The sequence below is a fragment of the Sulfuricurvum sp. MLSB genome (genome assembly GCF_000747095.1).
Taxonomy (GTDB): Bacteria; Campylobacterota; Campylobacteria; order Campylobacterales; family Sulfurimonadaceae; genus Sulfuricurvum.
On the sequence record NZ_JQGL01000005.1, the window covers coordinates 1 to 20,235 of the forward strand.

The 20,235-nt window shown below is 50.0% G+C and carries 24 protein-coding genes; 3 read left to right on the forward strand and 21 right to left on the reverse strand.

Features of this window, described 5'->3' with window-relative positions:
- From JU82_RS00105 to JU82_RS00115, 3 genes are all read right to left on the reverse strand, one after another.
- Nucleotides 1-634 (reverse strand): efflux RND transporter permease subunit (locus JU82_RS00105; protein WP_037945425.1); only part of this gene is annotated, 634 nt, incomplete at its 3' end.
- A gap of 12 nt (nucleotides 635-646) precedes the next feature.
- Entirely contained in the window at nucleotides 647-1,432 is a 786-nt protein-coding gene (locus tag JU82_RS00110; protein ID WP_037945426.1) for an efflux RND transporter periplasmic adaptor subunit, read from the reverse strand.
- Nucleotides 1,432-2,799: a TolC family protein gene (locus JU82_RS00115; RefSeq protein WP_037945428.1), complete on the reverse strand. Its 1,368-nt coding sequence runs from the start codon at nucleotides 2,797-2,799 to the stop codon at nucleotides 1,432-1,434. The genes JU82_RS00110 and JU82_RS00115 overlap by 1 nt, the downstream gene beginning before the upstream one ends.
- 207 nt (nucleotides 2,800-3,006) lie before the next feature.
- Here JU82_RS00115 and efp point away from each other — a divergent pair, with 207 nt between their 5' ends.
- Genes efp through JU82_RS00130 form a run of 3 tightly spaced genes read left to right on the forward strand, consistent with a single transcriptional unit; the run spans nucleotide 3,007 to nucleotide 4,920 of the window.
- On the forward strand, nucleotides 3,007-3,573 hold the full coding sequence (efp, locus tag JU82_RS00120; RefSeq protein ID WP_037945429.1) for an elongation factor P: 567 nt from the start codon (nucleotides 3,007-3,009) through the stop codon (nucleotides 3,571-3,573).
- 41 nt (nucleotides 3,574-3,614) lie between these two features.
- The gene (locus tag JU82_RS00125) at nucleotides 3,615-4,178 is read left to right on the forward strand and encodes a DJ-1 family glyoxalase III (RefSeq protein WP_037945430.1); all 564 of its coding nucleotides are present in this window, start codon (nucleotides 3,615-3,617) and stop codon (nucleotides 4,176-4,178) included.
- The gene (locus JU82_RS00130; RefSeq protein ID WP_294891836.1) at nucleotides 4,168-4,920 is read left to right on the forward strand and encodes a DUF1566 domain-containing protein; all 753 of its coding nucleotides are present in this window, start codon (nucleotides 4,168-4,170) and stop codon (nucleotides 4,918-4,920) included. The genes JU82_RS00125 and JU82_RS00130 overlap by 11 nt, the downstream gene beginning before the upstream one ends.
- Before the next feature lie 3 nt (nucleotides 4,921-4,923).
- On the opposite strand, the gene JU82_RS00135 is transcribed toward JU82_RS00130, so the two are convergent.
- The 18 genes from JU82_RS00135 to JU82_RS00220 all read right to left on the reverse strand — a co-directional run.
- Nucleotides 4,924-5,307 carry a PAS domain-containing protein gene (locus tag JU82_RS00135; protein ID WP_294891838.1) on the reverse strand — a complete coding sequence of 128 codons (384 nt, stop codon included), beginning with the start codon at nucleotides 5,305-5,307 and terminating at the stop codon, nucleotides 4,924-4,926.
- A 25-nt stretch (nucleotides 5,308-5,332) separates the two neighbouring features.
- On the reverse strand, nucleotides 5,333-6,436 hold the full coding sequence (locus JU82_RS00140; RefSeq protein WP_037945433.1) for a methyl-accepting chemotaxis protein: 1,104 nt from the start codon (nucleotides 6,434-6,436) through the stop codon (nucleotides 5,333-5,335).
- Between the two features lie 7 nt (nucleotides 6,437-6,443).
- Nucleotides 6,444-6,830 (reverse strand): PAS sensor domain-containing protein, encoded by a 387-nt coding sequence (locus tag JU82_RS00145; protein ID WP_037945434.1) that lies wholly within the window; start codon nucleotides 6,828-6,830, stop codon nucleotides 6,444-6,446.
- Nucleotides 6,831-7,021: 191 nt separating this feature from the next.
- A complete protein-coding gene (locus tag JU82_RS00150; RefSeq protein WP_037945435.1) occupies nucleotides 7,022-8,206 on the reverse strand; it encodes an OprD family outer membrane porin in 1,185 nt (394 codons plus the stop codon).
- 71 nt (nucleotides 8,207-8,277) lie between these two features.
- A complete protein-coding gene (locus JU82_RS00155; RefSeq protein ID WP_037945436.1) occupies nucleotides 8,278-8,799 on the reverse strand; it encodes a hypothetical protein in 522 nt (173 codons plus the stop codon).
- Between the two features lie 41 nt (nucleotides 8,800-8,840).
- Nucleotides 8,841-9,866 (reverse strand): chemotaxis response regulator protein-glutamate methylesterase, encoded by a 1,026-nt coding sequence (locus JU82_RS00160; protein WP_037945437.1) that lies wholly within the window; start codon nucleotides 9,864-9,866, stop codon nucleotides 8,841-8,843.
- Between the two features lie 2 nt (nucleotides 9,867-9,868).
- Complete coding sequence (locus tag JU82_RS00165) at nucleotides 9,869-10,351, reverse strand: chemotaxis protein CheD (protein ID WP_037945438.1); 483 nt, start codon at nucleotides 10,349-10,351, stop codon at nucleotides 9,869-9,871.
- Nucleotides 10,351-11,166 (reverse strand): HAMP domain-containing sensor histidine kinase, encoded by an 816-nt coding sequence (locus tag JU82_RS00170; RefSeq protein ID WP_037945440.1) that lies wholly within the window; start codon nucleotides 11,164-11,166, stop codon nucleotides 10,351-10,353. The genes JU82_RS00165 and JU82_RS00170 overlap by 1 nt, the downstream gene beginning before the upstream one ends.
- Before the next feature lie 20 nt (nucleotides 11,167-11,186).
- Nucleotides 11,187-11,390: a hypothetical protein gene (locus JU82_RS00175; RefSeq protein WP_037945442.1), complete on the reverse strand. Its 204-nt coding sequence runs from the start codon at nucleotides 11,388-11,390 to the stop codon at nucleotides 11,187-11,189.
- A gap of 22 nt (nucleotides 11,391-11,412) precedes the next feature.
- A complete protein-coding gene (locus tag JU82_RS11495) occupies nucleotides 11,413-12,783 on the reverse strand; it encodes a PAS domain-containing protein (RefSeq protein ID WP_294891845.1) in 1,371 nt (456 codons plus the stop codon).
- Nucleotides 12,784-12,792: 9 nt separating this feature from the next.
- On the reverse strand, nucleotides 12,793-13,617 hold the full coding sequence (locus JU82_RS00185; protein WP_037945443.1) for a protein-glutamate O-methyltransferase CheR: 825 nt from the start codon (nucleotides 13,615-13,617) through the stop codon (nucleotides 12,793-12,795).
- A complete protein-coding gene (locus JU82_RS00190; RefSeq protein ID WP_037945444.1) occupies nucleotides 13,610-15,718 on the reverse strand; it encodes a chemotaxis protein CheA in 2,109 nt (702 codons plus the stop codon). The genes JU82_RS00185 and JU82_RS00190 overlap by 8 nt, the downstream gene beginning before the upstream one ends.
- Nucleotides 15,711-15,974, reverse strand: a complete 264-nt coding sequence (locus tag JU82_RS00195) for a hypothetical protein (protein ID WP_037945445.1) — start codon at nucleotides 15,972-15,974, stop codon at nucleotides 15,711-15,713. The genes JU82_RS00190 and JU82_RS00195 overlap by 8 nt, the downstream gene beginning before the upstream one ends.
- A gap of 1 nt (nucleotide 15,975) precedes the next feature.
- The gene (locus JU82_RS11500; protein WP_294891849.1) at nucleotides 15,976-17,613 is read right to left on the reverse strand and encodes a methyl-accepting chemotaxis protein; all 1,638 of its coding nucleotides are present in this window, start codon (nucleotides 17,611-17,613) and stop codon (nucleotides 15,976-15,978) included.
- A gap of 57 nt (nucleotides 17,614-17,670) precedes the next feature.
- On the reverse strand, nucleotides 17,671-17,928 hold the full coding sequence (locus JU82_RS00205) for a hypothetical protein (protein WP_037945447.1): 258 nt from the start codon (nucleotides 17,926-17,928) through the stop codon (nucleotides 17,671-17,673).
- 2 nt (nucleotides 17,929-17,930) lie between these two features.
- A complete protein-coding gene (locus JU82_RS00210; RefSeq protein WP_037945448.1) occupies nucleotides 17,931-18,428 on the reverse strand; it encodes a chemotaxis protein CheW in 498 nt (165 codons plus the stop codon).
- A 1-nt stretch (nucleotide 18,429) separates the two neighbouring features.
- Nucleotides 18,430-18,816 carry a response regulator gene (locus JU82_RS00215; protein WP_037945449.1) on the reverse strand — a complete coding sequence of 129 codons (387 nt, stop codon included), beginning with the start codon at nucleotides 18,814-18,816 and terminating at the stop codon, nucleotides 18,430-18,432.
- 26 nt (nucleotides 18,817-18,842) lie between these two features.
- Nucleotides 18,843-20,235 (reverse strand): response regulator (locus JU82_RS00220; protein WP_294891854.1); only part of this gene is annotated, 1,393 nt, incomplete at its 5' end.

Sequence of the window (20,235 nt, forward strand, 5' to 3'; positions counted from 1 at the left end):
GGTTGTAACCGCTGAGACGGTTCATATCGACAAGAACGTTAAACTGATGTTTCTTGGCTCCCTTGATGTCGGTGACGGCAACGTTGGGAAGACCGTTGATGTGATGCTGAATCTCTTTGACGTGATCGTAGAGATGGGTCGGGTCCATGTTCGGATTATTGGCGTAGAACGCGACCGAAAGTACCGGAATATCGACGTCGATATCCAGAGGTTTGATGATCGGCTGCATCGCTCCTTTGGGGAGGATGGCCATATTCTGCATGATTTTGTCGTAGATTTTGAGGTTGGAATCCTCTTTTTCCTCACCGATGTAAAATGCGGCGTTGATGACGGCGACGTTGTCCATCGCCATGCCGTGGATGTGCTCGATCCCTTTGACCTCTTTGAGTTTGCGTTCGAGCGGTTTGACGATGACGTTTTCGACTTCGCTTGCGGTAGCTCCGGGGAGGGCGATGATGACGGTGGACCCGCTGACGACCATCTGAGGATTTTCTTCACGCGGCATCAGCATCAGCGCGATATAGCCGATGACGAGCAAAAATATCCCTAAAATAGGGGTGAGAGGGTTGCGGATAAAACCTTTGGCTAGCTTGCCGGCAGTATCTTTGGGCTGATAGGAGAGAGAGTCGCTCATCAGGTTCTCTCCCTATTGAATTTCGACGGTTGCGTACATTCCGGGATACACGGTTTGTTTGGCCGAAAATGAAACTTTGATACGAAACGTATGGGTCATCGGGTTGGAGCTTGGGATAATGGCGCTGACCCGTCCGATACCCGTATATCCTACGGAGGGGATCGATACTTTGACTTTTTTCCCTATCGGAACGAGTTTGAGGTTGTTTTCGGCGACTTCCACTTCGATTTTAAGGGCATTCAAATCGGCCAATACGATAGCGGGCATCCCCGGCATCGCCATCTCACCGACTTTGATGTTTTTGGCGATGACCACGCCGTTGTTCGGGGCGGTGATGCGAAGATAGTTGTACTGATTGTCAACTTCCTTGAGACGGGCTTTGGCCTGATTGACCTGACGTTCGGCGATATGGATCATGTTCTGGAGGTTCTTACGAGAGAGTTCGAGGTTTTCGACTTCGTATTTGCTAACCATATCCTGAGCCAGAAGCCGTTTATTACGCTCGAGGTTCAGCTCCAGATTGGCGTACTGGTTCTGGTACATCTGCAAGGAGAGTTCGGCTTGGGCGATTCCCAGTTCGACTTGCGTCTTGGCCGAATCGATTTCGCGCGAGTCGATCGTGTAGAGAAGCTGCCCTCTGGAAACCCGTGAACCTTCCGAGACATTGACGCTGGTAACAAACCCCATGTTACGGCTTGTGATCATTTTTTGGTTGTCGCTGATGACGCTTCCCGAGAGACTGAGGCCTGCGGCGCTGAGGGTAGATGCTAAAGTTAAAGCGGCAATAATAGATTTCATTATTTGACTCCGTTGCTAAGTTTTTCAAGGGCGAAGATGCGCTCGTTGCGCTGGTTTTTGACCATTTGAAGGTTCAATACTTTTTCGATCTGCTGGGACTGTTTGATGATGACGTCGCTCATCGAAGCGAGGTGTTCGTGATAGCGACCTTCGTAATTGCGGTAAATCTGGTCGGCAAGTTCGAGTTCTTTTTCGAGACTTTTGACTTGAGCGTCGAGACTTTCGATTTCTGTACGGATTTTGTCGTATTGAAGTGCAATCCCTTTTTTGGCAAGTTCGACCTGCGTTTTGGTTTTCAGCCGTTCGATCTGTGCTTTTTCAAGGCTGTTTTTGTCAACTCCGCCGTTAAAGAGGTTCCATGTCAGTTTGGCGCCGACCGTGTAGGCTTTGTGGTCGCCGAAATCGCCGAACAGGGTATCATCGGCACTGCTTGCTTCGGCAAACGCACCTACCTGCGGCATGAAAGGAGCATACGCCAGATCGACCATGCTTTCGCGTACGCCAAGTCCTTCTGATGCTTTTTGAAGGTCGATGTTGTTGGTAAGTACGTTCGATTCATCGATTGCGGAGACGGGGTAATCGTTGCGAGGGAGTTCGATTTCGGTGACGTTTTGGTTAAGCAAAAAACCGATGTAATGATAGAGAAGCTTTTTGTTTGCCTCCATCTCGGTGAGACTGCGTTCGACGTTGGCTTTTTTGGATTGGACTTCGAGAAGGTCGACTTTTTTGGCGTATCCTTCCTGAATCATCATCTGGGTTGTTCTTTCCAGCGTTGAAATATTCCCCAAGATCACATTCAAGTGATTGATACTGTTTTGCAGCAGCGCCATGTCGTAATAGCTTTTACGCAATTCGTAGCTTTTCTCGGTTTTGACCTGCGCCGCGTCAAGCTGTTTGATCTTCTCCATCTTTTCGGCGATATCACTGTATGCGCTCAGTTTTCCCCCGGTAAAGAGCGGGAGCATGTAGGTGAGTTTGCTTTGATAATAGTTATGGTAACCGGGGTAGTTCAGATGTTCCGGGGGCTTGGTATAAAGATCGGGCGCACCGGCCATCTGGTTGGCGACGAACTCATTCGCACTGAAGTCCCCGAATGTCGCTTCGCGCGAGCTGAGCTTGAATCCGAAGACGTTTCCCGCATCGTTTGAACGGCTGAATGTCTGGGTAAAATCGAGTGAACCGAAGTGGTAACCGCGGGCGATGTCGACATCGTTTTCGGCACTTTCTCTATCAAGATCGGCCGTTTTGATCTCGAGGTTTTGTTTATGCAAGAGATCGAGCGCTTCGTTCAGACTGAGTCCGCCCGCCTGCAGATGGCAGGAAGTCAGCAGAAGCGACGCGCATAAGATACGAGAGATAGCAGACATGAAGATCATCCTTCTAACTATTTGTGTTATTAATCAAATGTATAAGTATTATTATACACACTAACAAATTCAGCGAAACTAAAAAAATGTGAATTTTAATAACGTAAACGAACGAATAGTGTACCATAAGTTACATCGCGTTTGAAATTCGCCGTCGATTCGGGTAAAATTCGCTCACTTTATAGATTCAGTAACAAAGGTTTTCCAATGGCAACAATCGGAATGGGTGATATCAAAAAAGGCGTACGTCTCGAAATTACGGGCGTGCCGTACAAAGTCGTTGAGTTTCAACACGTTAAACCGGGTAAAGGGGCGGCATTCGTCCGTTGTAAAGTAAAAAGTTTTCTTAACGGTAAAGTGATCGAGAAAACGATCCATGCGGGGGATAAATTCGAAGTACCAAACTTGGTTCATACAACAATGCAGTTTTTGTATGATGATGGCGAAATGCTTCAGTTTATGGACAACGAAAGCTACGAACAGCTCGGTCTTACGTACGATCAATGCGAAGATGCAATGAAATGGATCAAAGACGGCACCAGCGTTCAAATGATTTTCCATAACGGCAACGCGATCAGCGTTGAAGCTCCTGAAATCATGGAACTTAAAATTGTGGAAACCGCACCGAACTTCAAAGGGGATACTTCCAGTGCCTCTAAAAAACCGGCTACTCTCGAAACGGGTGCAGTGGTTCAGGTCCCTTACCATGTATTGGAAGGCGATATCATCCGTGTTAACACCGTCGACGGTGAATACATGGAGAAAGTGAAATAAGGTATTATAACCTTTAGAAAATTTCGCCGCAGGAGTATGCAATGCCTACAGTATTGGTTCCGATTGCCGAAGGGTTTGAAGAGATCGAAGCGGTTAGCGTCATTGATGTGATGCGCCGCGCCGGAGTTGACGTCATTATGGGTGCACTGAGTGAGCATTTGCTTGTCAAAGGGGCGCACGGCATCGTGATGCAAGCCGACCGTCCTGTTGCGGGAATATCGGCCGACGAGATCGATATGATCGTTCTTCCCGGCGGATGGAACGGGACGAAAGCACTGGCACACGATGCGCATGTCCAGTCTCTTCTTAAAGCGATGGATGCCAAAGGCAAAAACATCGGCGCTATCTGTGCCGCGCCGTTTGCCCTTGATGCTGCGGGCGTTCTCAAAGAGGGGTACACTTGCTACCCCGGCATCGAAGATGAGATCAAAGTAGGGGGATTTATGGGTGATAAGCAGGCCGTTGTCGAGAGCGGCAATGTCATGACTTCCCGTGGACCCGGTACGGCGATCTGCTTCGGTCTGGCCATTGTTAAAAAGCTCGTAGGTTCTGAAGCTGCCGGGAAAATTCGCGGCAATCTTCTTGCCGATTATTGTGCATTATAGACTTCTTGCGCTTGCGTGCATAAGCGTTACGCTTCATGCCGAAGTGCTTCTCTCCCCGACCGAAAGTTATACACAAGAACAAGCGCGCCAATACTGTCGTGATGCAGGCTCTTCATGGCGGATGATGTCCATCGAAGAACTTTTCTCTCTGCCATCAAATACCCCGTTTCGTGATGCGTTCAGCTACTGGTCTGCCAATCAGGGACCCTCGGACAATACCGTCATCGGAAGCGGTTCCGAGGGGGACGGCGGGATCATCGCGACGCTGGGGTACAGTTTTTTCCCGAAAGAACGCAACATTACCCTCTCTCCTCCAACCAAACGGATCGCCGCGGCATGTATCAACACTCCCTTAACGGTACGAAAACATGATTATATCCTGACAGCCGAGGGGACGAAGGACCGCCGGAGCGGGCTTCTATGGCATACGCTGGATGCGACCGACAAACGGGCCAAATATACTTTCGATCAGGCTGATGAGATGTGCGAAAATCTCACTCTGCACGGACGTAACTGGAGGTTGCCGACCCTTGAAGAGCTTTACGGCATCGTCGATTATTCCCGTTTTCGTCCTACGGTCGAGATGAAATATTTCGGCCCCATGATGCACCGCTATTATTGGACAAGTGATTCGTTGAACGATGCTGAAGGGTATGTAGTGGGATTCAAGCTCGGTTCGGTAGCCACCGTTTCGAAAAAAGAAGAAGCCTATGCACGCTGCGTAAGCGATTCGGACGATTAAATATCAAACTGCAGCGTTCAGTAGCCAAGCAGATCGGATTTCTTCGGGTGAGGGTTTGCGACAGCACATGGTGTACCCCGTCGCGTTATGCGAATCGTCACTCATGGGAAAGAGCATTGCAAACACCCAGTAAAAACCTTCGTCTTTGGTCCGTTTCTTGAGGTAGCCGTTCCATGCGTACCCTTTTTTAGCGGTTTCTCTTAAATGGTTACATACGGATTCGGGCATATCGGGATGATATAGCTGATTTTCCGGTTTGCCGATCAGTTCATCCAGACCGTATCCAGAGATGTGGCAGTAGTCTTCGTTTGCGAAGAGGATTTTTCCCTGTGCGTCGGTTTGAAAAACCAAAAAATCGGTCTCTTTTAATACGTATTCGCGGCTCATTTTTTCCTCTGCTTCTATCGTGATCTTAATCGTTCATCGTGTCCATGGTATGCATCAGCTCATGCATCTGTTTGTCCAAATCGCCGACATAATGCGTCAAGGACGTCATTTCATTCATATTTTGATTAAGTGTTTCGCTGTTGTCGCTGATGGACTGGATAAGTACGTTGATCGTGGCGGAACTTTCGGCAAGGCTTTTTTGGGTTCGTTCCGCGAGTTTCCGGACTTCATCGGCGACAACTGCGAAGCCGCGTCCGTGATCACCGGCACGTGCGGCTTCGATGGCGGCGTTCAATGCCAGCAGGTTTGTTTGTTCGGCAATATCGCCGATCGTCACCAGAATCTCTTTGGCTTCTCTTGCGTTGTCTGCTAGGATATGGAGATTGTCGGCAAGATGGCGCTCTTTGTCGGCTACCGTCTCGATTCTCCCGACGGTTGTAGTAATAGTGCTGTTTAGTTCGACGAATTTCGTGTCCCGCATCGACTTAAATTGTTTGGTATTGGTATCGAGAGTCTCTTTGGCCTCGTCGTTCTGACGCTGCATGAAAAGAAGGGTGTCTCCAAGCTCGTTGACTTTTTGGAGCAGTTCTCCCATTTTCCCCTCGACGTTGATGTGCGCGCGGGTATTGTATTGCCCCTCCGAGAGCGCTTTGATAACCTGTGTCATATCGTCGATGCTTGTTTCGATGGAATCGAGCATGGTATTCATTGTTTTTCTCAGAAGATGTACGTGCGGAGACTTCGAATCGCTCTCAACCCTGCAGCCGTAATGGCCGTTGCGCACCTTATCGGCTAATAAAACCATTTCGCCTGCTACTTTGGTATCGTTAAGAACACTCTGTTGATGGGTTGCGATGATAATATTTACTTTTTCTTCCAGACTTTCGGGTCGGGCATCGAGCGGCGACACACGGTTGCGCTTGCATTCGATCAGTGCCAAAAAATCGTTCAAACCGTCGTGCAATAGCGAATCGTCCGTTTTTTCGCTCATGAGAATCATCCCTATTCCGGAACCGACGGTGATAAAGGTCATGAAGGGTACGGCCAGCGCGCTGTCGGTTAAAAGCCCTGCGGTAACGGTAGCAATGCCCAAGCCTCCTAAAAGGGCAGATTTGGTCAGTTTAGTCATGGTTCTCTCACTTCATGGTTCGATAGAGTTGTGTGGCTGCTTCGATCTCCGCCGCACTCGGTTTTCTCCGGCACGATATATATCCGGGTTCGCCCCGGTTGCCGTTATTCATAGGGTAGACCATCGCGTATACCCAGTAATACCTTCCGTCTTTGGTGCGGTTTTTGACGTATCCGTTCCATACCTCTCCTTTGTTCACGGTTTCCCATAAATCGCCGAACGCAGCCCTGGGCATGTCCGGATGGCGCACGATACTGTGCGGTTTGCCGATGAGCTCATCGAGCGTGTAGCCAGCAACTTTGCAGAAGTCTTCATTGGCAAAGAGAATTTTTCCCTGCGTATCCGTTTGGGATACTAAGAAATCAGTCTCCCCTAATATGTATTCACGACTCATGTTGCCCTCGACTTTGATGTTTTTGTGATAGAGTGGTATTTGAAATACTATACATTTATTGGATTTAAAACGATCACTTTGCACCGAGGTAAAAGTGACCGATACGTGACTTTTTTGATGATTTTAGTGCGTGTCGGACAGGCAATGGCGGTTTTCAGTGTGCCGGTCGCAACTCTACGCTATTCGATATTCTAGAAATTATAGATTGCCCGCACAAGGGCGCGGCGGTATCCCGCATCCGAGCCTCCGTCCGCATTATCATGGCAATCGTTGATTACCGCATAGGAAGCATCCACTGTCAGCGCCTCGCTCAGTTCATACGCAAGAATCAGATCCCATTCTTTGATTCGGGTCTCTAAAGCGGCGCTTTTAAAGATGCCGTAGAGGGCGCTGATGCTCAGTCCCTCAATTCCTGCGAACCCCATATCCGCTTCGCCACTGATCTGATACGCTTTGGCGTCTTCCATTCCGTCAATCGTCCACTCCTCCATCGAGGTGAGGTACGGTCCGCCGCCGTATCCGTTCACGACGGTTTTCCCCTCATTGTTGACTGCACTGTTGTAGGCCGTCCCCACGGTGAATGCTCCTGCATTAATGCGGATACCCAAACCGTAAACACTGCCGTCCACCGAGGAGGATTTGTCTTCGTTGAATGTTGCGTATTGTGCAATCAGCTCCGCCGATGCAGTATCGCTGAATGCGAGTGTGTAGGTCGCATCGGCGTAGAAGGCATCCGCGACGCGATCGATACCGTAGTACCATCCCTGCAATGAGAGATTGTCGATACTGTTGTTGAGAATTCCGGCGACGGCTATACCGTCACTTTCATCTCCGCCCGGTTTTTTGAACGTCGATTTGTCATCGCCCGAATCTAATCCCGCCCAGCGCGTCACGTAGCCCCCGATGAGGGTCGTGTTTTGAATGCCGCCATAGGTGGCAATCGCCGCTTCGAATGTGTTGGGATGCATACGGATATCGTCGGTATCGGCCAGTGGGGTATCGAGGAGCTGGCGGCCTACACGCAGCGTAAGATCGGAGGTACTGTAATCGACGTAGGCTTCGCCGACGTAAGCATACGACTTTTTGTTTTCGTCTAAAAAATCGCCGTTTGTTGTTGAATCCTCGCCTGTGGCAAAACCCGCTTTTTGGCTGGCGTATGCGGCGGCTGCGAGTTTGAATCCGTTCCACGTTCGCGTTTCGTATTTCAGTACGCCGCCGAGGGCCGCGGCGTAGTCGTTTCCGCCCGCATCGTAATCGTTTGCGACATAGGCTGCTCGGATTTGTCCGCTGACGTGACCTGCATTCGGTTCACTGTTGACTTCAGAAGCGTTCAAAGCTGCCGCTGCGGCCAAACTCATCAGTATTGTTTTTTTCATTTTTTTTCCTTATGTTTGGTTGTTATGTTAAATGACGCACTTTATTTACTGCGGTATTTGTTTCTTGCCCCTTACTCGATGGAATTGTCTTTCGATTTGAGCCGTTCAAGATATTTTTTATAGGCTTGATGGCGCTGCTGAATGAATGTATCATCCAGCAGTTTTTGCAGTTTTTCGATAACCATCATGTTCACATGGTCCATTTCCTGTTTCGTAAAAGCGTTAGCCATTTTTAGTGCGTAGAAATGCTCCTTGATTTCCCGGTAGGTTTCCATATAAAAATAATCCTGCTGAGCGATTGTTTCGAATAACGTCAGGGCGGCCTTTTCGATTAGAGCCGATTTGTTCACCTTGCCCGTTTCGATCATTACTTTTGGACGGCAACGCTCAAAAGCGTTTTTTAAATGCTTCAGATTGTAGGTATAGATTAGCCATTGCAGAGCATCTTTCCGGTTGATGAAATCCTTATGATGAATGCCTACAATCAGTCTTGCCTTGGCGTTCGGGGTAGATTCAAGCTGTATTTGAATATTCCCGATTTTTTTCCTGATCGCCGAGAGGATTTGATCCTGTACCGTTCTATTCTGATGCATGGCTATAACATTCAATTGTTCATTCAGAAACACTGTGGTGTCTACGACAGCGATTCCAAAATCCCCTGAGCGATTTGAGGAAGCGGCAGCTGTTGTTCAACCGCTCCAAGCTCATATGCCACCTTTGGCATACCGTAAACGATAGAGCTTTTTTCGTCCTGACCGAGCGTCCGTGCACCCGCATGGCGCATCGCCAGCAGCCCGCGCGCGCCGTCTCCTCCCATTCCTGTCAGGATGACGCCGATCGCATTGGCTCCTGCGATTTTGGCGACCGAATTAAACAAGACGTCTGCGGAGGGGCGGTGTCCCGAAACTTTGTCGCCGCTTCCGATTTCAACGTAATAGCGCGCACCCGAACGGCGCACGACCATGTGGTAATCCCCCGGCGCGATCAGTGCGACACCGGGAGTGATCGAATCGCCGTTGCGGGCTTCGCGCACTTCCATCGCGCACATGGTATTGAGCCGTTCGGCAAAAGGGGCGGTGAAGTTGGCCGGCATGTGCTGCACGATCACCATGCCCGGAGCATTCCGGGGAAGTCCCATGAGCACCTCTTTGAGCGCTTCGGTTCCTCCTGTAGAGGCGCCGATGGCCAAAATCTTGTGGGTCGTTTCGGCCAGTGAGGTGGTATTCGCCTGCCGAATGCTTTGCAAGGCATGTTGGCGGACCCGGACTTTGGACGCCGTTTTAATTTTGCCGAGGAGCTCGTCGCGCATCTCTTCCACACCGTCGTAGATGTGAGAGTGCGGCTTTGCCACAAAGTCGACGGCACCCGCTTCGAGCGCATCGAGGGTCGTTTTGGCGCCGTTTTGGGTGAGTGAGGAAACCATTACGACGGGGATCGGCATGTAATGCATCAGCCGCTTGAGAAAGGTTATTCCGTCCATACGCGGCATTTCGACGTCCAGACACACGACATCGGGGCGAAGCTCGACGATCTTGTCCCGTGCAATGTAGGCATCCGATGCGCTGGCAACTACTTCGATGGAGGGGTCGCTTTCCAAAATTTCACGCAAGACCGCACGTGCGGTTGCGCTGTCATCGACAATTAATACTCGTATCGCCATATTTATCCTTGACTCAGAAGGTCGCTGCGCGGTGTGTATTTCATCAATACTTTTCCCCGTTCCAGATCAAACTGGATTTTACGTCCGTTTTGTCCGCCGACATCTTCGGATACAATTGCAATTTGGTATTCACTTAAAATTTCTCGTGCGACAAGTATGTTTTTTTGACCGATCATCATGGCTTCATTCACTCCGGGATTCATCATCGCTCCGCCGAATATTTTGGCCTCTATCGTTTTGCTGTTTGCCCCTTTTGCCAGCATCGATTCGATCAGCTTCGGGATGGCGATATTTCCGAATTTAGGCGTTTGCAACCCATTTTTATTCCAAAAAGGGAGCAAATAATGATTCATCCCCCCGATCCCCAGTATCGGGTCATACAGGCATACCGCCACGCATGAACCCAGAACCGTCGAAATCGCTTTTGGGGCAACGTCAATATGTATCTGACCGACGTGGATGAAGGTGGAATAGCCGCGTATCATTAGAATTCGACGGCATCGTCAAAGGATTCGAACAAAAACTCGTTCGAACCGCAGGCGTCAGAATCGGGCAAAGTCGTTTCCAACGGCAATGTCACGGTAAAAGTGACCCAAGATTTGTCGGCGGTATAGTCGACGTTTCCTTTCAAACTTTCGCACAGTTCACGAACGATACTAAGACCCAGCCCAAGACCGTGTTCCCCTTCCAACCCTTCTGCAAAACGGGTAAAGACCTGCGGTTTGAACTCGACTTTCGGACCATCGCCTTGATTATTGACCGCTATGACCAGTGTAGAAGATGATTCGGTGATCGAAATGTCTACTATGCTGTCGGTCAGGCCGTACGTGCAGCCGTTGGCGATTAGATTTTTAACGATAAGATAGAGTTTTCGGGGATCGGAGATGACGGGTCGCATTAATGTATCGTGAATACTGATGAGGATGTTGTTTCTTTGAATGAGATATTTGAGATCTTCTATCGCTTCTTTGACAATGGTTTCAGGTTTGACGGATGCGTAGGTCGTATCAATCTCTCCGCTTTCGATTTGTGCGGCGGCAACAAGATTCTGGATCCGAAAGTCCAGCAGCAGCGCTTCTTGGTGAACCAGTCCGAAAATCGCTTGATGAGAATTTTTCTCATCGGGTTTCAGTCGGGGGATCAGTCCCAATAGCGCCGTCATGGGATCGTTCAGTTCGTTGGCGACAAGCGACAAAAAACGCGATTTCGCTTTTTCGCTTTCGATGAGCTGTTTGTTCAAATCGAGAAGTTTACGGCTTAAAAACGTCACTTCCTCGTCGTATCCGTTCATGGTGTCCATACTGTCCTTTCCAAAGGGTATTATTTTATTTCGAACGGCACTCTGTAAGGGCGTGCCTGTTCCAGTAAGCAGTCCAGAAGCTGCACAAACGCTGCGTTGTTTTTTGCGATCTCTTCAGGATCTAGACATTCGTTCTGCGTCGAAACGATATCTCCCATTTCAGCCAGCACCGCTTTAATATCGCGATTGATTATCTCAAATGAAGGTTGTTCTATCGGAATCATGTTTACCTCTTTTCAGTTAGTGTTATTTCATATTTTTCAGACAGGCTATTTCGTCGTGCAGCGTATGCAACACGGTGCCGATCTCTATGGATTGATTCAGCAGAGAGCGGTTTTCGGTGTAAAAACCGCTTCCCATTTTCTGCATCGCCTCAATTTCCCCGGTAGTCGTTCGAATCAGTGTTTTAAGCTGCGAGAATATCCCCTCGAAGCTCACCGTTTCATGAGGGTTCCCGGCCGCTTCGATAATGCCGTACACCTGAATGTATCCCAGATACATTATCTGCCGCTCAAGCTGGTCAAGGTGTCCGAGCGCCTCTTGCAGCTGATGATCGATCGTTATTTGAAGCGCCTCCGTCTTTTTCGAATGATCGCTCACGAGCAGGACGAGGGTGTCCATGTTTGCTTCGATCTCATGATGCTCTACATTGCAGTTTTCGCACAGCAGCTCATCGATAAAATAGCTCAGCGCCTCCGTTTGCAATCGTATCCCCGAGACCGAGAAGATCAGATCGTTGAGGGAACCCGCGAGGAGCTGGACCAGCGTATCGATTCGGCCGATCAGCTCGTCGTTTTCTTTGGCGTTGGTGCGGACGTCGCGGGCCAAAATGCCGAATGTTTCCCCTCCGTTTTCCACCTTGTACGATGAGACCGATGCGTTGAGCGAGAGAAAAACGACTTCGCGCGCGACCTGTCGAAGCACGAGGCTTTTTTCCTCAAACATCGATTTGGTTTGAATAAAGAGATTGATCTTGTCAAACCACGCGTCGTACGCATTTATCAGCATCTTCGTATGCCGTTGCACTCCCTGGAGCTGTTGTGCAAAAGGGGTATGTGATCCGGTTCTCTCCTCACGCGGTGCCGACGAGAGGCACCGCCGCTCCTGCAACTCGTGCAGCAGCGCGTCACTCATAAACTCATTATAATCGTGATACCCGAGGTTGTTTAGGAAATCAGGAAGTATTGCTGCGCTCTCTTCCATTCCTCCGCGTTTTTCTGCGCCCAGCAAGAGGGGATAGAGTTCCTGAATGGCGGCTAAAAGCCGTGTCGTCGGTTTGATCCGGATCGAGACATACCGGTCTTCGAGAGGGAAAATGGCGGCAAGGACCCAATAGTACGCTCCGCTTTTGGCACGGTTCTTTACGTACCCGACGATCGGTTTTCCCGCACGCAGATAATCCCATATAAGCTTAAAGACGATCCGCGGCATGTCGGGATGGCGGACGATGTTGTGATAGCGTCCGAGCACTTCTTCCTTGGTGTAGCCGCTTATGCGGATGAACACTTCGTTGCCCGAAAGGATCGTACTCTCAATGTCTGTGATCGAGAAAAAAAGTTCGTTTGGTTCAAATTTGGCTTCTCTTTGCAAAGAACGCTCAAGGGTACTTTCTTTCACATGGTTTCCTTACAGGCGTTGATAAATGGACGAGCCCAGCAGTTTGAGTGTGTCACGGTGGCTCGTCAGAGATTCGGAACTCCCCAGAAAGAGGGGGGCGCCTTTGGGCAAAACCGTCGTAAAACGGCCGATCAGTTCGTGCCGGGTCGGATCATCGAAATAGATCATCACGTTTCGGCAAAACACCATGTCGAATGAATTTTTGAAAAAAAACGGGTCGGTGACGAGGTTGTAAAGGCGGAACATCACTTTTTCCCGTAAACGGGGGACAATTCGGTAGTAAGTTCCCTCATTGGTCCGTGCTTTTTCAAACGACCGTGCCACAATCTCTTTGGAGAGCGATTCGACCTGCTTGGCTTCGTACTCCCCCGCAATCGCTTTGGTGAGCACTTTGTGCGAAATGTCGGTTGCGAGGATTTTGATATCCCATGACTCGAAATCGCTCAAATGGTGCTGCAAAAACATCAAAATCGTATACGGCTCTTCGCCGCTGGAACACCCCGCCGACCAGATGCGGATCTTTTTTTCCCGTTTGGAAGCGATGATCTGGGGGAGATACCCCTCCAGCCATTTCCATTGCGCCCCTTCGCGAAAAAACGACGTGACGTTGGTCGAGATAGCGCTCACAAACAACGAGAGCTCTTCGCCGCTCTCATCGGAGATTAGATAATCGTAATACTCCCGAAAAGAGCCAAGGTTTAACTGATTAAGGCGTTTGTTTAACCGCCCTTTGATAAGGGTGGTTTTTTGTGCCGACAAGGAGATACCGACCTGCTCGTAAATATAGCGTCGAAAGAGATCGAATTCTTCGGGCTTAAGCTCGATTTCAACCATGAGCGGCCTCGATCAGGGGACGTAGCTCATCGACGTTGAGGATCAATGCGATATCGCCGCTCCCCAGAATCGCACCGCCGGAAATCTCGCGCAGTTTCGCCAGAGATTTTCCCAGCGGCTTGATGACGACCTGTTGACGTCCGACCAGTTCATCGACCATGATGGCGATCCGTCCCGCTTCGGTCTCGACGCAGACGAGGATCCCGTCCCACGGCTCCAAATGTTCCGTTTGCAGATCAAACACATCGCTGAGGCGTATCACGGGGATATGTTGTCCGCGCATGCTGACGAACTCCCCCTGGCCTTTGATAACATGGACGATTTCCCGCTCCGGGCGGAACGATTCGACGACGCTCAGCGTCGGGATGATGTAAATCTCATCCGCTGCGCGCACCAGCATCCCGTCGATGATTGCGAGGGTGAGGGGGAGAAGCATCGAGAAGGTGGTCCCTTCCCCTTCGACGGACTCGATTTCGATCTTGCCGCGCAGTTTTTCGATCGAGGTTTTCACCACGTCCAATCCGACGCCGCGGCCTGAGAGGTCGCTGATCGTCTCGGCGGTTGAAAACCCCAGCTGCATGATGAGGCCGAAAATCTGGCTGTCGCTCAGATTTTCATCCCCCGTGATGATCCCTCTCTCGATCGCCTTGCGGAACACTTTTTCCTTATTGATACCGCGGCCGTCGTCGCTGACGCTGATGACGATGCTGCCGCTTTTGTGATAGGCGCGCAGGGTGATGTTCCCCTCGACCTTTTTCCCCGCCGCCTGCCGTTCCGCCGCGTCGGATTCCAGACCGTGGTCGATCGCGTTGCGGATGATATGGATCAGCGGATCGGAGAGGCTGTCGATCATCGTTTTGTCGATCTCCGTCTCTTCGCCGAGAACATTGAGATGAAGCGCTTTGCCCGTTTTTTTGGAGGTGTCGCGCACGACCCGCTTCATTTTGTCGAACGTGTCGCGGATCGCGACCATCCGCAGACTCATGACGCGGTCTTGAATCCTTTTGGTGATTTTAGAGAGAGTCTCGATCGTACGGCTGATCGATTCGTCCTCGATTGAGCGGATACGCTCGTTTTGGGCGATGAAATTCTGGGCGATGACGAGCTCACCGACCGAATCGAACAGTTCGTCGAGTTTGAACGTATCGATACGGATTGTCGATTTGGCTGCGGCGCCAGTCTGAGCTGCTGCGGATGTATTTTTGGAAACCGATTTTTGGGCGTTCTGAACCGCTTCTTGAATCTCTTGAACGATGACCTTGGATTCCGCTTCTACTGGCGCAACAACGGCAGGGCTGATGAGCGTGATGCGGTATTCATGATCGAACAGGTACTCGAAATTTCCCCCTATCTCCTCGGATGTGAGGGGAGTCAATACGATAATACAAACATTTTTTATGCCGTTTTCATCATGTGAAAACTGATCAATGGATGCAATGGCGCCCATGTCGAAAAAGCTCTCTATCGAGACGGCCTTCTCCGCCAGAAGCTTGAGGAAAAGGATATGATCGAACCCCCGTTTATAGCAATCATTGTCGAGAGTCAGATCGATCCGGTAGAGATTCAGGCCGTCTTTCCGGGAATCCTGATGTTTTTTGATACTGTTCTCTACTGACATATCCATCGGCATGGTAGGGAATTCGGCGAATTCTGCCGCCAGATCGTTAAAAGCCGCCGGAGTTTCTTGGACGCCGACCAAAACGACATCGCCTTTTTTCATTGCCATCAGCGTCTTGATCTTGGCAAGGCATTCAGGATAGGTATCGGGCAAATACGGCAGCTGGTCGAGCTCGCACGTCATTACCTCGTGGATCACGTCGACACTGTTGACGAAAAGCTCCAGCTGGCACTCCTCGATCTCGTCGCGCGTCGTGCGGTAGTGATCGAGGACGTCTTCGAAATGGTGGACAAACTCTCCCAGACGGGTAAATCCGAACGCGTTGGCGTTGCCTTTGAGGGTGTGTACCCCACGGAAGATTTCGTTGAGGAGGTCGAAATCGGCAGAGTTTTCTTCGAAGCGGAGGATGTTGACATCGAGTTTTTCGATAATCTCTCCGGCTTCTTCGATAAAAATCGCTTTGACTTGTTCTTGTTTAGTCATGATACATCCAATGCACGGTTCCATAGGTTTCCGAAGCCATCAATCCCCGTTCTAAAAACGGAATTTTCAATGCGCTTCGTGTCCGTTTCAAACTCACCAATAAAGCCAAAAGGGCGCTGCTGTGCAGCAGCGCACCTTCTTCGGCCTCGATGGTTTCCAGATATTCCAGGCGGGGACGAACGAACTGTTCGAACTCCCGAATCTCTTCCATCGACATATCCAGCCCTATGGTAAGGGCATCACCGTCGAACTGCATCTTAGAACTCTTTCAGATCGTTCTCATGGAGAGGGAAAATCTCGTCGGCTTTTGACGGGGTTCCTCTGCGCTGAGGGGCCGGAAGACGTGAAGCGTTTGAGGGCTTCATCTCGATGTGGTGCAGCTGCATCTTTTTGGGAGCAGCTGCGGGAGTATCATTTTGCATCCCTACCATTGCCGCGAGGATACGGACGGTTTCCATCATCGAGGTTGCCTGAGCATTCAGTTCTTCGGCCGCCGCCGCCGCTTCTTCCGAGTTTGCCGCGACCTGCTGCGTCACCTGATCGACCTGACCCATCGCCTGATTGATCTGACTCATCCCTTCGGATTGCTCTTTGCCCGCCGTCGCGATTTCGCCGATTAGATCAGATACTTTTTTGGACTGCTCGACGATATCTTGAAACGCCGTATGGGTGGCGAGGGCGATCTCGTTCCCCTCTTTGATCTGTCCTACGACCTCTTCGATGATGTCGGAGGTCTCTTTGGCTGCGGATGCGGCACGTTGAGCCAAGTTTCGTACTTCATCCGCAACGACGGCAAAGCCCAGACCGTGTTCACCCGCGCGCGCCGCTTCGACCGCCGCATTAAGAGCGAGGAGGTTGGTCTGGAACGCAATCTGATCGATCGTTTTGATGATGCCGCTGATTTTTGCCGCCGATTCGGTGATCGCGTGCATAGAGTGTGAAAGCTGCTCCCCTTTTTCATATCCCGCTTTCGCCGAATCGTTCGAGTTTTTCGCCAGAATATCGGCCTGACGCGCATTGTCGACGTTTTGGGTGTTGATCGCGGTACTTTCTTCGAGGGTCGCGCTTACCTCCTCGACGCTGCTTGCCTGCTCGCTTGCTCCCTGTGCCAGAGACGCCGAGGAAGAAGCCACCTGATCGGACGCCGACGTGATCTGCATCGCACCGTCACGAATGGAGGTGACGCTTTCGGTAATAGAGCGGGTGATCGAGCGGATGATCAGCCATGCCAGAATGATCGCAAACAGGATCGAAAGGACGCCGACAAGCATAAACATCTGTTGGAAAGAAGCCACTTCCTCTTTGGAAGTAGCGGTAGTTTCTTCGATCTCTTTTCGATTGATATCATACGCATTTTGCAAATGTTCAGCAACAGCCAGACGGTTTGAACGAATGGCCATAAGCTGCTCTGTCATCTTTGCAAAAAGCTCTTCAATACGGACGGGGTCATTTGTCTTAGCTAAAGTGTTTACGACCTCTTTATCAAATTGCTCGCTTTGTTTCCGCCACATTTCCAATGCGGGTTTGCATTGTTCCCATTCTTGAAGCTCTTCAGGTGATTTATCGAGTATGTCATAGTCTTTAAAACCGCTGTCGACGCGTTCAAACGCTTTTTTCATTTCGCTGGAAGCGTCTACCATCAACTCTTGCATTTTAGGATCGCCTTTAAGGCCGCGAACCCGATACATCTGAATCGCAACCAGCTGTGTCCCGTTGCGGATTTGTCCGAGACTCAAAACCGAGGGGACAAGGACTTCACCAAGCTCAGTCGTATCTTCTTGCCAACCGTTTGTCGCCTGAAACCCTACGATCCCGAGGACGATCATCGCTATGACCATGATCCCCGTTAAAAACATCAACTTCGTTTGTAACACCATATTTTCTAACCACTTCATAGTAAAACCCCTTTATTTGTTTATTTATATAAAATGTTAAATCTGCCGGAGGGCAGATCACCATTGTTCTCTCCGACCGGCTTCCAAATCAGATTCCGGATCTCTCCAAACGAACCAAAATATTAGAAGAACCAATACGGATGTAAAGGAAAAGGCAGTCAAAACCATTAAAAAGACCAGATGAAGAGATTCCATCTGCCCGTTGTTTAAACTTAAATAAGAGAGGAAACTGGCGATACCTGCAACGGTCATTGCGGTTGCAGGCAGTAGAATCTGCGTAGTATCCCGATGTTTCGTATCTTCTTGCTTAGGCACAGTTATTCTCCTTCGCTCATGAGTGTTTGTCCGAGTCCTTCGAGGCTCACCAGCTCGTCCGCTTCGAACAGTTTGAGGACGTCGAGAATCATCACGACGTTCTCCTCGATCTGCGCCATCGAGCAGATGAAGTCGGTATCGACATGGCTCCCGAATTTCGGCGCAACACCCAGATGGGCCGCATCGATGCTTGCGACTTCTTCGACGCGGTCGACGATAAAGCCGATGTTCACCTTTTCCACCTCGACGATGATGATCGCCGTGTGCATGTCGGCTTCCCGTTCCTCCATCCCGAAACGCAGCCGCGTATCGACGACGGGGATGATCGAGCCGCGCAGGTTGATCACCCCTTTCATGTATTCGGGCGTTTTAGGGACGTAGGTCACCTTCATAATCGCGATGATCTCTTTGATACGATCGATCGCGATGCCGTATTGCTCCTCACCTAGAAAAAACGTCAGATAGCGTTCCCGTCTGGATTGGGTCGTGTTTTGTTCCATGTTAGACTCCCAGTACCATTTTTAACGATTTGACCAGTTTCTCGTCGTTAAACGGTTTGACCATCCAGCCCGTAACCCCGATCTCTTTGCCGGTCATTTTCAGCTGCTCCGAACTCTCGGTCGTGAGGATGATGATCGGCTTGGTTTTGTAACGCTCATCGCTCTTGATAGAGCGCGAGAGATCCAAACCGTTCATTTCGGGCATGTTAACGTCGCTGATCAGAAGATCGAAATTTTCCGCTCCGCTTTGCAGGTTTGCCAGCAGTTCGGCAGGATTGAGATACGATTTGAACTCAATCACGCCGCTGCCGATCAACCCCTCCAGCGCCAACTCTGCGGTCGCAATAACCGCACGTGAATCATCGACGATGATTACCTTTTTTGCCATTGTTTTACTCCTTTTTATTTGATGTATTAAAAAAATTCCATTCCGTCGTCATCCTCATCGTTCGATGCAACCTCCTTGTTTCCGATAATCTGCTCTATCTGCATGCACGAGCTGAAAAACGAGCTGTCGAGATAATGGATATCCGCGGTATCCTGCAGGCTGAAAATATGATCCCGCCATGAGGTAAGGTCGGCGCCCAAATGTTCCAGCAGCATCACGAGCGTTTTGAGTTTCGACGGCTCTGCGACGATGATTTCGGAATGCTCTTTTAAAAAGCTTCCCAGCGAGGAGAGGGCGTAGGCGAGGGCGGTGAATTCAAACAGATTATTGATCGCCCTGACATAAACGCCCAAAACACCGTCGGCGAAATGACAGATATTTTCAACCGTATGCTCCAGCTCAATCGTGTTGAGTTTCTCGATCCACTCCTCATCCAGACTTCCCAGATCGCGGATTTCATCGAGGACGTCACCGCCGATATCCTGGACATAATCGATCGCGGCGGTTTTTTGGACGAAACTTTGACGAAGCATCTCTTTTTCGTTGGTTTCGAGAACTTTTACCTCTTTTGGCGTATCCGCCGTCGTTGTCGGCTCACTCATCGGAAGAGGGGACGCTGCCTCTTTTGGGACTATAATTTCAGGAGAGACCTTCGCCGTTGATACTGAGCATTGCGGCTTGTTTCCTGTGTTATCGGGTTTTTCATGCGAATGCATACTGAGCCGGATATAGGCAACGTCCTCTCCCAGGATTGCGTTTTCTCCCAGTTCCTTAATCAGCGCCTCCGATTTAGGGCGAAGATCGATCGGACGGTCGAATTCCATCGTCACAAAAAGCTCTTCGAAACTCTCTTCGACGATGATGTGCATCGAACCGTTTTGATGAACGCCAACACGCATCAGCTCATAAAAAAGCTCTAACGCAATGTCCATCCGTCTGCACGCTACATTCAACGTCTCATCATGGCGGATTAAAATCCAGTTCCCGAAATCCATTATCGATTCCGCATCACGGATGTCGAAAATAGTTTTCAATCGTCGGATATCGGAGCAAAAAGGGTTCATGGCTTCTTGTTTCGATAATTTTTTAAATTCACCGTCTCTGGAATGGAGCAATGATGCAAAGTTTTGGAGTTTAAAACGGATCAGATTTTTATCGACCGGTTTATGGATATATGCCGCCACACCGATGGAGGCCATGTTTTTTTCCATATTCGGGTCTATGATGGCAGTGAGGGCTACGATAATCGTTTGGGGATAGCGCTTTTTGATGATCTTGGAGGCCTGAAATCCATCGAGACGCGGCATCATCACATCGATGATGATGATATGCGGGCGCCATTGCTCCGCCATCTCGACCGTTTCGATCCCGTCACACGCCTCTTTGATCTCAAAATCTTCCATCGCACGGCAAATATCT